A 14,597-nucleotide genomic window follows, 5' to 3' on the forward strand; every position below is an offset into this window, starting at 1 on the left:
TCGGCGAGGGCCGCCGATCACGCCGCTAGGCTCGCCCGCACCGTTGAGGTGGCGAGGGGGACGACGTGAGCGAGATCGAGGACGTCGCGTGGGCGGACGCGTATCCGGGGGCCGGGCCGACGCTCGGCGAGATCTTCTGCCTGACCTTCGTCAAGGACGTCGACGAGACCGAGGCGTTGCGGCGGATGGGCGGGCTGCCCGACACCGTCGCGACCCGCGCGCTGCCCGACATCGGCGACCTGCACGACTACGACCACGGCTACCCCACCGTGGCGTCGGCGTTGTCGCTCGGCACGTGGACCGTCGTGTTCGAGCCCAACGGCTTCGAAGGCGTACACCTGGTGGCCGCCGTGTCGCGCGGGACCGAGGCGGTGTCCGTGCTGCGGCACGACTACGCGTCCCCCGCGTTCGGCTACGCGGTCGACGGCGAGCTGGTCACCTACTTCGACCCGACGTTCCCGAATCCCCGGCACGGCGCCGACCCGGACCGCCTGCTCCCCCGGATGCTCGACGTCGGGTTCGGCGCGGACGAGGACGACGACGGCCACTTCGACGACACCATCGCCCGCTGCCTGCTGGTGGTCGAGCACATCACCGGCGTGCTGCCCGCGTTCGACGCGCTCACCGGCCCGTTGACCAGCGCGCACATCGAGCCGTGGTTCACCGAGGCGCCCAAGCGGCCGGCGTCGCGGCCCGGCCGCGACGAACCCGTGGACGCCGTCGCCGAGGTCCGGCGGCTCACCGGCCTGCACGGGCTGACGGACACACCGGGACTCGCCGACGCGCTGGCGGCGGCCGAACGCGCGGAACCCGTGGTCGTCACCCCCGACAGCCCGCTCGGCCGGCACGTCCGCGCCTGGCTCACCGAGTCGCAGCGCGCCAGCTGGTCGCTCAACGACCACGGCGGACGCCACCGGATGACCGACGCCGAACGCCGCCGCGCCCACGACCTCGGCTGGCTCGCCCGTGCCCTGGGCGCCGCCCTCCGGCCCGACCTCACGCGCCCGCGCTGACCCGTGGGCCGCCGGGTCGCACCGGGATCTCCAGCACGGTGGCCGTGACGCCGTCCGCGTCGGTCAGGTGGTCCTCCACGGTCGGTCCGCCGATCGCCAGGCCGTGGCGGCGCAGCCAGTCGAACAGCTCCCGACCTGCGCGGACGACACCGGACGCCGGCGGCACCACCGCGCGCACGACGGTCCGCTCGGGCAGCGTCAACGGTTCGCCGCCGTCCGCCGCCACGGCCGCCGGGAAGCCGTTCGCCGGGAGGTCTTCGAGCCAGGTCAACACCGTGGTGGAGCACCAGGCGCCCAGCTCGGACGGGTGGCCGACCTCGACGCGCCGGACGCGTAGGCGGCGCGCGGCCACCGTGGTCCGCCGCGGCAGGATCGCGGTCTCGACGGCGAGGTGGTCCTCGGCCGCGGCGACGGCCTCCGACAGGGCGGCGATGTCGCGGCGGAGGACGTCCACCGTCTCGGTCAACGCTTGGCGCACGTGCGCGTCGGGCGCGTCGACCAGCTCGGCGATCTGGCGCAGCGACAGGCCGAGGCGGCGCAGGCCGCGGACGCGTTCCAGCCGGGTCAGCTCCGCCGCGCCGTACCAGCGGTAGCCGGTGGCCCGGTCCACGGCGGCCGGGCGCAGCAACCCGATCTTGTCGTAGTGGCGCAGGGTGCGGTCGGAGACGCCGGCCATCCGCGCCACCTGCCCGATGCGCCACATGGTTGACCTTGCCCCTGCGTCAGGTTCCTACCGTCCGGCCATGATCACTGCTCACCGGCTCACCGGTGTCCTGTTGTTGACCGCCCTTACGGCCATGGTCGCCGGTGCGGCCGTCGTCGTGCCATCGGGGTTGACCCTGAATCCGACCGAAACCGCCGCCACACTGGCCGCGATCCGCGCGCGGCCCGCGCTGCACCTGGTCGAGCTGGGGCTCGACGTGATCGGCTGGACGGCCCTCGTCGCCGCCGCGCTCACGATGGCCGCCCGACGGGTGGCGTTGCTGCCGTCCGGGCTGCTCGCGTGCGCGGGGCTGGCCGGGCTGCTCCACGACGCGGGCAACCTGGCGGTGACCCAGCTGGCCGCCGAACCCGCCGCCGTCGAGGTGGCCAGGGCGGTGCTGCTCACGGCCAAGTGGACCGTCGACCTGGCCGGGTTGCTGTGGGTCGCGGCCACCGCCGCCGCCGTGCTCCAAGTCCCCATGGCGGCCGGGCTGCGCCGGGCCGGTGTGGTCGCCGCGCTGTCCGGCCTCGCTTCCGTGGTGCTGCCTTGGACGACCGGGACGGCCGGCCCCTCGCCGGTGGTGGAGCAGGTGGGCTACGCGCTCCACCTGCCGGTCATGGCCTGGTACGCCGTGCTGGGGTGGCGGGAACTCCGCGGCCGGGCGTCCGTGGGTCGCGTTGGCGGTGTCGGTCGGCCGTCGAACGGGTAAAGGTGGAAGACGGTCAGCAGCCGGGAACGGGGTGAGGGAGCGGCCGTGCACGGTGATGTCGATCAGCCGTCGGTGACGGTCGAGGACGTGGGTGACGACGGTGTGGTGGTCGCCGCCGTGCACGGCGACTTCGACGTCGACAGCTTCCGCGACGTGCGCGAAGCGCTGTTCACCTGCCTGAACGGCCGCGCGTCCGCGTTGGTGGTCGACCTGCGCGACGTGGGGTTCTTCGGGTCGATGGGCATCGCGGTGCTGGTGGAGGCACGGCAGCGCGCCGACGTGGTGGGCGCCGGGTTCGCCGTGGTGGCGGGCAGGCGCACGGTGGCGCGGCCGATCCGCATGACCGACACCGAGGACCTGCTGCGGCTGCACCGCACCCAGGACGAGGCGCTGGCCACCGTGCGCGCCCGGTCCGCGCCCGGCACGGACACCGGTTTCTCCTGGTGGTCGTCGTGAGGCCGGCTCGGCTCACACCTGGTCGAGGCCGATGAGGAGCAACCGGCCGTCCCGCGCGACGACCGTCACGAGGTAGTCCTCGGTGACCGGGTCGGCGTCGTCCTGGGGTGTGAGTTCGAGGGTCACGTCGACGGCGTAGGTGGACCCGTCGGCCTCGACCTCCGGCTCGCCGCTCAGCGCGACGGCTCGGTAGGCGCTCCAGAACTGGTCGTCCTCCCACTCCGCCGGCCGGTTCTCCGGTGCCCAGTTCGCCCGTGCCGTGGCGGGGTCGTGCGGGAGGTTGGCGAAGTGGTCGCGCACGAACGCGGCGACCGTCGCGGCGTCCGGCGCTTCCGCTTCGGTCGACTCGGTGGTCTGCTCCGACGTCGGGTAGGCGTCCGAGGTGGGCGCGTCCGAGGTGGTTGCCTCGGTGGTGGCGGCCGGCTCCGCCGCGGTGGTGGTGGTCGGCTCGGACGTGTTCGGCGCGGCCGACTGCCCCGGGCGGTCGAGCAGGGACGCGATCAGCACGGTGGCCGCGATGGCGACCATCACGGCCGCCGCGAGGACCGGCACGACCCACCGGCGGCGCGTGTCCGGGGTGGGCGGTGCTGTTCCGGGAGGTGCTGTCATCGGCGGTGCCGCCATCGGACGTGCCGTCACGGGTGGTGCGGCGACCGCGGTCGGTGTGTACGCCGGGGACATGGCCCTGGTGGGCGGCGGCGCGGAAGGGGTGGGCGCGGAAGGTGCAAACGGCGTGGGCTGGGTGGGCGCGGAACCGGTCAGGGCGGCCAGTTCACGGCTCGCCTGCTCCGCTCTCGGCCGGGCGGCCGGGTCGTTGGCCAGCAACCTCGTCAGCACACCGGTGAGCGGGCCGGACCGCGTCGGCGGCACGACCCGGCCGCCGGCGATCCGGTGCAGCATCCCGAGGTCGTTGTCACCGCCGCCGAACGGCGGCCTGCCCTCCACCAGCGCGTAGAGGGTGGCGCCGAGCGAGAACAGGTCGGACGCCGGCGTCGGGTCCGCGCCGCGGGCCAGTTCCGGCGCGAGGTAGGCCAACGTGCCCGCGAGCATCCCGGTCCTGGTGACGGTCACGTCGCCGACCGCGCGCGAGATCCCGAAGTCGGTGATCTTGACCGTGCCGTCGGCGCCGAGCAGGACGTTGCCGGGCTTGATGTCGCGGTGCACCACGCCCGCCCGGTGCGCGGCGGCCAGCGCGGAGGCGACGTGACCACCGATGCGCGCCGCTTCGACCGGCGGCAGCGGGCCGCGTTCGGTGAGGACCGCCGCCAGGCTGCGCGAGGGCACGTACTCCATCACCAGGCACGGCTTGCCGTCCTCGACGACCACGTCGAACACGCCGACCGCGTTCGGGTGCTGGAGCCGGGCGGCGATGCGGGCCTCGCGCATGGCCCGCCGGCAGGCCTCGTCCACCTCGGCCGCGTCCAGGCCGGGCAGGAGGAGCTGCTTGATCGCGACGTCCCGGTGCAGCAGCTCGTCGTGCGCGCGCCAGACCACGCCCATCGCGCCGCTGCCGAGCCGTTCCACCGGGGTGTAGCGGTTGCCGACCTTGTCCACGCGGGCAGAGGCTAATCGAGTCGCCGCGCCCGCACGGCCGGTTGCGGAAGTCGCCACGCCGGCCCGAAGCTCAGCCGAAGTCCTCGGGCACCACCCCCGCGTTGGCGGACCCTCCGCAGCCGTCGTGGTCGAGCCGACCCGGCACGGGATCCAAGACCGGCAGCCGCCGCACCGCTCGGAGAACCGGGACTCTTCGTGCTTCCGGTCGGCCCGCCGGCGACCCTCCTCGGACTACGCTCGACGGTGTCGGGAGGAGCCGTTCATGACGGACGAGGAGCTCGTGGTCGAGTTCGCCCTGACCCGGCTGGACAACCCCGGCCTCGACCTGGACGAGATCGCCGCGCTCGTGGTCCGCCGGGTCGGTCACGACCGCATGCTGGAGTTCGCCTCCCGGAACCTCGCCACGCGCGGCGAGCTGAGGGGTGCGGCGTTCCCGTCCGCGGTCGAGCACGTGCTGCGGGTCGTGCTGACGCTGCGCGGCCCGGCGGACTGAAGCCCGGACGGTCAGAGCACCTTGGCGGGCGCGCGGTCGGCGTACTCGACCAGCAGGTCGGCCAGGTGGTCCTCGATCGGCATGGCGGGCGGCTCCGGGTGGTCGGGACGGCGGCCGGCGACCAGGTCCGAGACGAACACGGTGACCGCCTCCGGCGACGGCAGCACCGGCGGGCCCAGGTAGGTCAGCGGGACCAGGTCCGCGCCCCGGCCGACCTCGATCCCGGCGCACCACCCGGTGTGCTCGTCCCACACGAGCGCCAGGTCGTTGTCCGGGTGCCGCGGCACCCGCTGGTCCAGGGCGATGTAGGCGGTGGCGTCCGGCGCGCACTCGTACCAGCACGACTCCAGGTCGATCCCCAGCCTCCGGGCGATCAGCCGCAGGTACTGCCGCAGGCCCCGGTCCTCCGGGCCCTCCGCCTCGATCCCGACCATCGACGACCTCCACCCGCGGGCGCGCCACGGCAAGGGCACATCTCAATTGGTCTCAGTCTGCATCCACTCGACAGCCGAGGGCATTAGACCATTCGGATGAGAGACCGTGACGCCACGTGCCCGCCGAACGCCGTAGCGCGAGGTTTCAGACGCTGCGCAACACCGAGACGACGGCACCGAGGATCACGGCCTGGTCGCCGTCGATGACGTCGTAGGCCCGGTTGCGCGGCTCCAGGAACACGTGCCCGTCGCGACGCCGGTACACCTTGACGGTCGCCTCGCCGTCGATCATCGCGGCCACGATCTGGCCCGAGTGCGCCTCGTGCTGCTGCCGCACCACCACGATGTCGCCGTCGCAGATCGCCGCGTCCACCATCGAGTCGCCGCGCACCCGCAGGCCGAAGACGGTGCCGCGCCCGGTCAGCTCGCGCGGCAGGCTCAGCACGTCGTCGACGTGCTCCTCGGCCGCGATGGGCGTGCCGGCGGCGATGTGACCGACCACGGGCACGGGGACCGAGTCGGCGCTCGCCCGCGTCGACGGCTCGTGCAGGAACAGCCGCACGTCCATCGGCCGCGACATGGCGGCGCCGCGCCGCAGGAAACCCTTGTCCTCCAAGGCCGCCAGGTGCTTCGACACCGAGGACGACGACCGCAGGCCGACCGCGTCGCCGATCTCCCGCGTGCTCGGCGAGTACCCGTGCCTGACCACCCAGTCGCGGATCACGGCCAGGATGCGCTGCTGGCGCGGCGGGAGGGTGGAGGTGTCCAGGTGCTCGAACGCGTCAAGATCGTCGTAGGCGGTCACCTGCGCGATCATAGAGCGGGGTGACGCGGGCCGCGCCCGGGTACTAAGTTACCGGTTAGTAGCATGGTTACCGGCTAGTAGCATCCGTCCGGAGACCCAGGAGGACCCCCATGCCGACGCTCGACCGCCACGACGACGTGTTCATCCTCGACCTCGGGGACACCGAGAACCGGTTCCACCCCGACTGGATCGCGTCGGTCGACGCCGCGCTCGGCGAGGTGGAGCGGGCGGAGGGCGCCCGCGCCCTGGTCACCACCGCCACCGGCAAGTTCTTCTCCAACGGCCTCGACCTGGAGTGGTTGATGGCCAACGGCGACCACTACCGCGAGTACGTCGTGTCCGTGCACGAGCTGTTCGCGCGGGTGCTGTCGTTGCCGGTGATCACGGTGGCCGCGCTGCAGGGCCACACGTTCGCCGCCGGCGCGATGTTGTCCCTGGCGCACGACTTCCGCGTGATGCGCGCCGACCGCGGGTTCTGGTGCCTGCCCGAGGCCGAGATCAACATCCCGTTCACGCCGGGCATGTCCGCGTTGATCCAGGCCAGGCTGAGCCCGCGGACCGCGCACGAGGCCATGACGACGGCCCGCCGCTACGGGGGCGACGACGCGCTGGCCGCCGGCATCGTCGACCGCGCCGTGGGCGAGGACGCGGTCCGGTCGACCGCGGTCGAGATCGCCGCGGCGCAGGTCGGCAAGGCAGGCCCCACGCTGGGCACCATCAAGGCCCGCATGTACGGGTCCGCTTTGGACACGTTGCGGGACAAGGACAACCTGCTCGGCTGAGCCTCCGAGGGGAGTGGCCTCCGACCTGGGGGTCGACATCGGAGGCCACTCCGGGAAGCGCCCGAGCGGCACGTTCGCGGTGCGGTCGCGCCGCGGGTGACCTCGCGGCGGGTCGACCGTCGCGTCACCGTGATTCGTGGGCGTCCAAGGCGAGCTGCCTCAGTTCGGCGGTGCACAGCATGAACCGGTCGGTCGGCAGGTGCTTGAAGTAGTAGCCCACGTCCGCCCCCAGCGCGAACACGTGCACCGGCACCCCCGCCCGTCTGCCCGCTTCCACGGACTGGCGCAGCCCGGACATCACGGCCGCGTGCCGCGTCTGGTACGAGGAGGCGACCCGGTGGTTGCCCCGGTCCGCGGCGAGGTAGAACTGGGTCAAGTCCTTGGTGCCCACGAAGATCTCGCTCGCGCCCGCCTCGCAGAACTCGGCCGCCGAGTGGACCGCGGCGGGTGTCTCGACGAAGACCGACAGCGGCACGTCGTCGGGCAGGTCGAGCCGGACCCGCAGGCGCAGGAACTCGTCCTGGTCGTTGATGAACGGCACCGCGAAGTTCACCCGGTCCGCTTCCGGACCGAGCCGTTCCCGCACGTACGCGCGCAGGGCCCGGAACGCGTGCGGGTAGTGGGGTTCGTGCAGCAGCCACCGCGCGCCGTGCAGGCCTAGTTCCGGGTTGGACTCGTGGTCGACGTCCACGTCGTTGGTGATCTGCGCGGCGTCGTCCGACCGGAGGTCCAGCAGCCTCATCACCAGGCGTTGGCCCGGCAGGAGTTCCTTGACGATGGCGCACAGCTCCGCGCCGATCGCCGCGCCGTAGCGCTCGGCCTCGGGAACGCCCGCGCGGAGCGCGTCGAGCGGGCTCAGGCCCGCCGAGAGGCAGACGAACTCCTCGCGGATGAAGAACGAGGTCACCTGGTCGACGCGGGGCTGGATCGCGTTCGTCGACTGGATGTCGGTCGCGTCGGCGATGACGACGCACACCGAGCGGAGGTCGTCGGGGGTGACGGTGGGGTATTCCGCGGATTGCGCGGTGGACTCGACTCCGCCGAGGGTGACCGACTCCCGGTCGGTCCGCACGGTCAGGTCTCCGACCAGTCCGGCGAGTTCGTCGTGCGGAATCCGGAGCACCGGAATTCCGCGGGACCGGCACAACGATTCCATGTGACCTGTGCGGCCTCCGCCGGAACAGACCACGGCGGCCGACTTGACGATGGTGTCGTAGAGCTCGGGGCCGAGCGCCTCGACCACCAGCACGGAGCCGGGCAGGGGTCTGCGGGTGTGATTGGCGATGCCGCGAACACTCGTCGACGGCGAACCGACGAGCAATACCCCTGGGATCTCGCGCGGGCTCACGGCATCCTCCTACCGATTCCGGTCGGTTTGCGGACCTGGCGAGCGTGTCGGCCTGGTTGCCGACCTTCGGGGCCGACATCGCGCACGATGCCGGCCCCGGGTTTGCGTCGAAGACGACGAGCCATGAGACGAGCCTCGCAGTCGTCCGACCTGCGGCGCATCTTCTCGAATGCGAGGTAGTGGTCCATTCGAGCCACACCGCGTGCGGCCGATGGGCAACGGCGGAGTAGTCGCCCGGTTCGCGAGTCGCGTAGAAATGGTGGTGAGGAGCCGAGCCGGTGCGGCCGATCGGTTCAGCCGACCGGCTCCACCGAACCTTCGAGCCCGAGCAGGAAACGGAGTTCGCGCGGGGTCACCGAGAGGTCGGTCAGCTTCGTGGTGGCGGCCGAGTTCACCGCGAACCGCAAAGCGGGGTCGGTCGGCGGTGCGGTTCCGCCGCGCGCGGCGAGGTCCCGGATCCGCTGGATGGCCCCTTCGAGCCGGACCGCCAGCGCCTCGCGGTCGTCACGGCGGCGGGTCGCCATCCGGCGGACGTCGAGCATGACCGCCTGCGAAACGGCGTCGCGCAATTCAGGGTCGGCCGTGCCGGTCAGCGTGCCGGCGAGTTCGGTGGAACGCTCGTCGAAACACGATTCGATCCGGTGCAGCGAGGTGGCCGCGACTTCCACCGAGTGGTTCTTGATCGCGGCGAGGTTGAACGTGAACGCGCCCGTGCGGCCGTTCCGGATGATTTCGTCGCCTTCCCGCGGGCTGCCCACGACGGAAACGGGTCCGGACGGCGTGCCGTCCGGGCCGAGCAGCCGGCCGAACGGGTCGACTTCGACACCGCGCCCGGTCCGCTGGTGCGCGACGGCGACTTTCTTGCGCAGCAGGTTCGACCAGAGCGCGGAGTCGGCGCGCTCGTAGTTCGTCTCGCGCCCGAAATTCGAGACGACGAGATCCGCCTCGATCGTCCGCGTCGAGTCCTGTCCCGCGATCGAAACGACGAGCGTGCCCGCTCCGGTGGCGCTGATGTGCTGGACGCGGCCGGTGGTCAGCGCGATCTGCCCGCCTTCGCCCATGGCCGCGTCGACGATGTTCGTCGTGTAGGACATCGCGCTCACCCGCAGCACGGCCAACAGGCTCCCGTAGCTGTCGAGCAGCCCGCGGAGTTCGTCCGTGGGAATTCGTTCGAGAATCGCGGGCAAGTACGGTTCCCACGACTTGGCGACCCGTTCCGTCACCACGACAGGAGACACTTCGGGGTGCTCACGGGTGAGGACCGCACACGCGCGATCCCATTCTTCCCGGAAGCGGCGCACGAATTCCTCGCGCCCTTCGTAGGTGTCGCCGAGCAGCTGCGGCGCCGGCAGTTCGAGCACTTGGTGCTGGTGGTTCGGCGGATAGGTCCGGGGCGTCAGCCCGGATCCCGAAATCATGTGGATCGGGCCTTCGTGCCCCCGGCGTAACAGCAGGGTCGCCGTGTCGTACGCGCTGAGCAGCGTGCCGACGATGGCCACCACGCCGTCTTTCCGCACGTCCAGCACCCGTTCGATACCGCTCTGGGAATACGGGCTGCGCACGAACGCCGGGTGCTCCAGCACGTCGGCCGCGAAAGCCGGGTACTTCGTCTCCAGCCCGGTGGCGAGCACGACGTGGTCGGCCTTGAGGATCACCTGCCCGGTTTCGCCGCCCTCGGACGGATCGGCGAGGTTCTCCACGACGACGTGCGCGTGGTCGTGGAAGACCTCCACGTCGACCGCTTCGCCGTCGAGCTCGACCAGCACCACGCCCGCAGCCGCCTCGCGGACCGCCTCGGCGAGCCTGCTCTCCAGGTAGTCCTGGTAGATGCGGCGCGGCGCGGGACCGGATTCGGTGAACTCGAAGTCGCGCCAGTCCGCGGGCCAGTCCGACCGGTCGGCCTCGCGGTTGGCCCAACCGATGAAGTCGTCGACGTCCTCGCGGAATGCCGACATGCGGCCCGCCTGGATGTTGAACACGTGGTGCCAGTGGTTGCTCTCGCGCTGGTACGCCACGCCCGAACTCCGGTATTCCGGACGGCGTTCCACCAGCACGACCTCCAATGGCTCGCGGGCGAACCGGAGAAAACGGATGGCGGTCGCCGTGCCGGCCAGACCCGCTCCGACGACGACAACCCTGCGGAACCGGTCGAAGCTTTTCACCATGCCACCTCTGTCCCCTCTGGCGCTACCCACCGAAGTCGGGACGACGCGGTCGTAGCCACGCCGTTCCGCGTCCGAGCATTGGGTGATCGAGGAGCAGAATACCGTTGATCAGGCGAGGTGGACATGCCGCGAGACCCGCGTGACCCAATCGTTCTTTGGATTTCACGTCCGATCTCACCGGACCTTCGACGCGTTCGACGCGACGATCACCGCAGGTCACCGCGCCGGACGCCGGGCGGAGTCGGCGCCGACGGATATCCGCACATTACCGAAGCGATTTCGACAGGTGTGCTTGACAATTCTTCGGCAGGCTTGGGCACAGCCGGAGCCCGCACCGCAGAAATGCGGAAGGCCGCCGACGGCCGTGCGTCGACGACCTCGCGGCGGGAAGGGAGGGGGTCGGGCGTCAGGAGCCGTTCGACCGCGGCGCGGCGGCCGCCAGGAGCCGTTCCGCCAGACCCCGTCCCCGCTTGGCGGGGCCGTCCGGACCGAACGACTGCCCCGAGGCGTGCAAGCCCTCGAAGACCAGCATCAGGTGGTCGGCCAACGCGTCCGGGTCCTCGACGCCGAGCTGGTCGGTCAACTCGCGGATCCGCACCTTGGTCCACGACTTCGCCACGACGGCGTTGTGGTGCGCGGGCAGGTCGGGCTCCGGGAACTCGGCCAGCGACATGAGGAACTTGCAGCCGCGGAACGTCGCGGTGGAGACCTCGGCGAAGACCATGTCGAACACCGCCAGGATCTGGTCGCGCGGATCGGGGCCCGCTTCCTCGACCGCGGCGGTGAACCGGCCGCGGAAGTCGAGGTCGGCCCGCTCGACGTAGGCGCCGACGAGATCGTCCTTGGACGCGAACAGGCGGTAGAGGGTGGTCGGCGCGACACCGGCCTCGGCCGCGATGAGGTCGACGCCCGTGGCGCGGATTCCCCTCAGGTAGAACAGGTTCCCGGCCACTCGCAGTACGTGGGACCGGGTCTCAGCAGCGGATCGATGCACGGTTCCCCTCGCCGTTGCCATGCTAGGGATGGTTCCCTATAGTCTACTCCCGCAACAGGGGCCCCACCATTCCCCGCGTGATCCGCTTGCCGCGGCGACGATCCAGGCCGCGGCCACGTCACGTCAAGCCGATTCACGCCGCCGCACGGCCCTCGAGCCACGTCGCCCGCCGCGACGCCTCGACCGCGAACGGCAGGCGCACCACCGCGACCGGCGGACCGGCGAGGTCGGCCGCGTCCAGCACCAGCACCTCGTCACCCGCGACGGACACCACCCAGCCCTGGCCCTCGTCCTCGCCGTTCGGCACGAACACCGGCTGGCCGGGCGTGATGCCCAGCTCGCGGCGCCACGTGCAGCCCAGCGCCACGTCGTGGCGGACGATCGCGGTGCCCGCCGTGCCGAACACGAAGCGGTGGCGACGGCCCGTCAGGCGCTCGTCGACCGCGCCGACGTCCATCGCGGGCAGGTCGACCCGGCGCACGCCGCCGGTCGCGAGGTCCAGCGTGTGGCGGCGCAGCACGCCCGGCGCCCAGATGGCGTCCACGACCACGCGACCGAGGTCCTCGTAGACGTTGACCAAGGACAGCACCTCGCCCTCGCCCACCTCGAACCAGTGCGGCCGGCCGTAGGCGAGCAGGCCGATGCGCGTCGGGCCGGCGGCCGGGCCGGAGTACGGGTCGCGCATGCCGACGAGGTCCGCCGCGCGGCTGTAGTACGGCGCCGAGTCGAAAACGACCACGAACCGCTCCGTCACACCGACCGCCCGCATCCGGGGCGCGCCGTCGAGCGGGAACGGCTCGGCCCGCAGCACTTCGCCGTCGTCGCCGAGCGTCACGTGCTCGGCGTAACCGAGGTCCGGGTGCGACATGGCCGTGTGCCACACCTCGCCGTCGAAGACGGGGCGGGCCATCGTGGCGCCGGAGGGCCAGTCGGCCGGCGCGAGCGCCGCCGGACGCGCCCCGCGGTACCACTGGGCGCCATCGGGCCCGAGCCGGACACCCGACACGCCGTACTTGCCGGACCACACGAGAGCACCGTCCAGCCCGGCGGGCAGTGCACCTCGCACCACCAGCGCTTCCGCGACTTCCTGTACCGACGCGACCACGCCCACCACCCCGTCCACGCGTTCCATAACACTGTCTTACTACTATTTATAGCGGCGTTATGGAACCTCGTCAAGCCGATCGCGCCCTCCTGGCCGGCTATACCCATATGGCGTATTGCCCACACCTGCGGGACAGGGCGTCCTAGCGGCACGTCCTCCGTTCGAAACCCGCTTGACCTGCGCGTTCCGGCGCCGACCGCGGGGAAGCCGCGGAGAAGTCCGGTGACGAACGGCTCCAGGCGATGAACGTCTCCGCCCTGTCCTGGGTGTTCTTCACGCAGGGGCGGTTGGACGACGCGGAGACGGCGGCCCTGAGGCAAGCCGAGCAGCTGCAACCCGACTTCGTGCGCGGCTCGGCCGAGAGCTTGACGGTGTGGGCCATCCTCATGCTGCGCCGGCTGAGCCCGGACACGGCAACGGCACCTCGCTGTGGGACGAGGTGCCGTTGAGGAGGTGCCGCGAACCGCTACAGCGGCACGTTGCCGTGCTTGCGCGCCGGAGTCGGGCGGCGCTTGTCGCGCAGCATCGCCAGACCCCGGGCCACCGCGGACCGGGTGTGCGACGGGTCGATCACGTCGTCCACCAGGCCCCGCTCGGCGGCGTAGTAGGGGTGCACCAGCTGTTCCGAGTACTCGGCCAGCAGTTCGGCGCGCAGGGCGTCCGGGTCGGCCGACGCCGCCAACTCCTTGCGGAAGATGACGTTCACGGCGCCTTCCGCGCCCATCACCGCGATCTCGTTGGTCGGCCAGGCCAGCGACAGGTCCGTCCCGATGGACCGGGAGTCCATCACGATGTACGCGCCGCCGTAGGCCTTGCGCACGATCACCTGGATGCGTGGCACGGTCGCCTCGCAGTAGGCGTAGAGCAGCTTCGCCCCGTGCCGGATCACGCCCGCGTGCTCCTGAGCCGTGCCCGGCAGGAACCCGGGAACGTCCACGAGCGACACGAGCGGGATGCCGAACGCGTCGCAGAACCGCACGAACCGCGCCGCCTTCTGGGACGCCTCGATGTCCAGCACGCCCGCGAACACCATCGGCTGGTTGCCGACCATGCCGACCACCGCGCCGTCGATCCGGCCGAACGCCACCACCACGTTGCGCGCCCACCCCTCGTGGACTTCGAGGAACTCCCCGTCGTCCACCAGTTCCGCGATGAGCGTGCGCATGTCGTAGGGCTTGTTCGGCTCGACGGGCACGATCGAGGCGAACTCCGGCCGCACGTCGTCCACCGCGCCGACGGGCTCGTGGGCGGGCGGGGACTCCAGGTTGTTCGACGGCAGCATCGACACCAGGTAGCGGACGTCCTCCAGGCACGACTCCTCGTCGTCGTGCACGAACGAAGCCACGCCCGACAGCTCGCCGTGCACGGACGCGCCGCCCAGCTCGTCGTGCGTGACCTTCTCCCCCGACACGGCCTGCACCACGTCGGGACCGGTCAGGTACATCTGCGCGGTGCCGCGGACCATGAACGTGAAGTCGGCCAGCGCGGGCGAGTACGCGGCGCCGCCCGCGGACGGGCCGAGCACCACCGCGATCTGCGGTATGACGCCGGACGCCGCGACCTGGCGGCGGAAGATGCCGCCGTAGCCGTCCAGCGCCATCACGCCTTCCTGGATGCGCGCGCCGCCGCTGTCGTTCAGCGCGATGACGGGCGAGCCGGTGTCGATGGCCATGTCCATCACCTTGTGGATCTTCGCCGCGTGCGCCTGCCCGAGCGAACCGCCGAAGATGGTGAAGTCCTGCGCGTAGACGAACACGCGCCGTCCCTCGATGGTGCCCGAGCCCGCCACCACGCCGTCGGTGTGCGGTCGGTGCTCGGACACCTTCAACCCGTGCGCCTGGTGCCGCCGGTACAGCTCGATCTCGGTGAACGAGTCCTTGTCCAGCAGCATCTCCAGGCGTTCCCGGGCGGTGCGCTTGCCGAGCGAGCGCTGTCGGCGCACGGCCTCGGCGTTGGACACGGCGCGGTCGCGCAAATCGTCGTTGCGCTCCCGCAGCAGGTCCATCGTGCGGATGGGCAGTTCGGGCCGGAAGTCC

At 71.7% G+C, this 14,597-nt stretch carries 15 protein-coding genes and 1 pseudogene; 6 read left to right on the top strand and 10 right to left on the bottom strand.

The window, feature by feature from the left end; all coding sequences use genetic code 11:
* Positions 1-65: 65 nt before the first annotated feature.
* Positions 66-1,013, top strand: a complete 948-nt coding sequence (locus ADK67_RS12280) for a DUF6461 domain-containing protein (RefSeq protein ID WP_053716525.1) — start codon at positions 66-68, stop codon at positions 1,011-1,013.
* On the opposite strand, the gene ADK67_RS12285 is transcribed toward ADK67_RS12280, so the two are convergent.
* Entirely contained in the window at positions 997-1,716 is a 720-nt protein-coding gene (locus ADK67_RS12285) for a MerR family transcriptional regulator (protein WP_053716526.1), read from the bottom strand. The two genes, ADK67_RS12280 and ADK67_RS12285, sit on opposite strands and share 17 nt — an antisense overlap.
* Before the next feature lie 40 nt (positions 1,717-1,756).
* On the opposite strand from ADK67_RS12285, the gene ADK67_RS12290 reads away from it, so the two are divergent.
* Together ADK67_RS12290 and ADK67_RS12295 are read left to right on the top strand one after the other, a co-directional pair.
* Complete coding sequence (locus ADK67_RS12290) at positions 1,757-2,425, top strand: hypothetical protein (protein WP_053716527.1); 669 nt, start codon at positions 1,757-1,759, stop codon at positions 2,423-2,425.
* 45 nt (positions 2,426-2,470) lie between these two features.
* Positions 2,471-2,881 carry an STAS domain-containing protein gene (locus tag ADK67_RS12295; protein ID WP_053716528.1) on the top strand — a complete coding sequence of 137 codons (411 nt, stop codon included), beginning with the start codon at positions 2,471-2,473 and terminating at the stop codon, positions 2,879-2,881.
* Between the two features lie 12 nt (positions 2,882-2,893).
* On the opposite strand, the gene ADK67_RS52460 is transcribed toward ADK67_RS12295, so the two are convergent.
* Entirely contained in the window at positions 2,894-4,435 is a 1,542-nt protein-coding gene (locus ADK67_RS52460; protein ID WP_063797577.1) for a serine/threonine-protein kinase, read from the bottom strand.
* 262 nt (positions 4,436-4,697) lie between these two features.
* Between ADK67_RS52460 and ADK67_RS12305 the strand changes: the two genes are divergently transcribed.
* Complete coding sequence (locus tag ADK67_RS12305) at positions 4,698-4,928, top strand: hypothetical protein (protein ID WP_053716529.1); 231 nt, start codon at positions 4,698-4,700, stop codon at positions 4,926-4,928.
* A gap of 11 nt (positions 4,929-4,939) precedes the next feature.
* Here the strand turns inward: ADK67_RS12305 and ADK67_RS12310 are convergent, their stop codons facing one another.
* Both ADK67_RS12310 and lexA read right to left on the bottom strand, forming a co-directional pair.
* Positions 4,940-5,362: a DUF6292 family protein gene (locus tag ADK67_RS12310; RefSeq protein WP_053716530.1), complete on the bottom strand. Its 423-nt coding sequence runs from the start codon at positions 5,360-5,362 to the stop codon at positions 4,940-4,942.
* A gap of 145 nt (positions 5,363-5,507) precedes the next feature.
* Positions 5,508-6,167: a transcriptional repressor LexA gene (gene lexA / locus ADK67_RS12315; RefSeq protein WP_053716592.1), complete on the bottom strand. Its 660-nt coding sequence runs from the start codon at positions 6,165-6,167 to the stop codon at positions 5,508-5,510.
* Between the two features lie 110 nt (positions 6,168-6,277).
* Here lexA and ADK67_RS12320 point away from each other — a divergent pair, with 110 nt between their 5' ends.
* Positions 6,278-6,949 (top strand): enoyl-CoA hydratase-related protein, encoded by a 672-nt coding sequence (locus ADK67_RS12320; protein ID WP_053716531.1) that lies wholly within the window; start codon positions 6,278-6,280, stop codon positions 6,947-6,949.
* 124 nt (positions 6,950-7,073) lie between these two features.
* Here ADK67_RS12320 and ADK67_RS12325 read toward each other — a convergent pair whose 3' ends face one another.
* The 5 genes and pseudogenes from ADK67_RS12325 to ADK67_RS12340 form a co-directional block, all read right to left on the bottom strand.
* On the bottom strand, positions 7,074-8,072 hold the full coding sequence (locus ADK67_RS12325) for a putative PEP-binding protein (RefSeq protein ID WP_231648152.1): 999 nt from the start codon (positions 8,070-8,072) through the stop codon (positions 7,074-7,076).
* A 6-nt stretch (positions 8,073-8,078) separates the two neighbouring features.
* Positions 8,079-8,297: pseudogene (locus tag ADK67_RS55060) on the bottom strand (PEP-utilizing enzyme); the annotation flags it as partial.
* A gap of 293 nt (positions 8,298-8,590) precedes the next feature.
* Entirely contained in the window at positions 8,591-10,459 is a 1,869-nt protein-coding gene (locus ADK67_RS12330) for an FAD/NAD(P)-binding protein (protein ID WP_082403421.1), read from the bottom strand.
* A gap of 409 nt (positions 10,460-10,868) precedes the next feature.
* Positions 10,869-11,414, bottom strand: a complete 546-nt coding sequence (locus tag ADK67_RS12335; protein WP_231648147.1) for a TetR/AcrR family transcriptional regulator — start codon at positions 11,412-11,414, stop codon at positions 10,869-10,871.
* A 175-nt stretch (positions 11,415-11,589) separates the two neighbouring features.
* Positions 11,590-12,588: a carotenoid oxygenase family protein gene (locus ADK67_RS12340; RefSeq protein WP_082403410.1), complete on the bottom strand. Its 999-nt coding sequence runs from the start codon at positions 12,586-12,588 to the stop codon at positions 11,590-11,592.
* Between the two features lie 215 nt (positions 12,589-12,803).
* Here ADK67_RS12340 and ADK67_RS12345 point away from each other — a divergent pair, with 215 nt between their 5' ends.
* Positions 12,804-13,010, top strand: a complete 207-nt coding sequence (locus tag ADK67_RS12345; protein WP_053716536.1) for a hypothetical protein — start codon at positions 12,804-12,806, stop codon at positions 13,008-13,010.
* A gap of 17 nt (positions 13,011-13,027) precedes the next feature.
* Here ADK67_RS12345 and ADK67_RS12350 read toward each other — a convergent pair whose 3' ends face one another.
* Positions 13,028-14,566 carry an acyl-CoA carboxylase subunit beta gene (locus ADK67_RS12350; protein WP_053716593.1) on the bottom strand — a complete coding sequence of 513 codons (1,539 nt, stop codon included), beginning with the start codon at positions 14,564-14,566 and terminating at the stop codon, positions 13,028-13,030.
* Positions 14,567-14,597 lie beyond the last annotated feature (31 nt).

Origin of the sequence: Saccharothrix sp. NRRL B-16348, from assembly GCF_001280085.1 — a bacterium.
Lineage (GTDB): Bacteria > Actinomycetota > Actinomycetes > Mycobacteriales > Pseudonocardiaceae > Actinosynnema.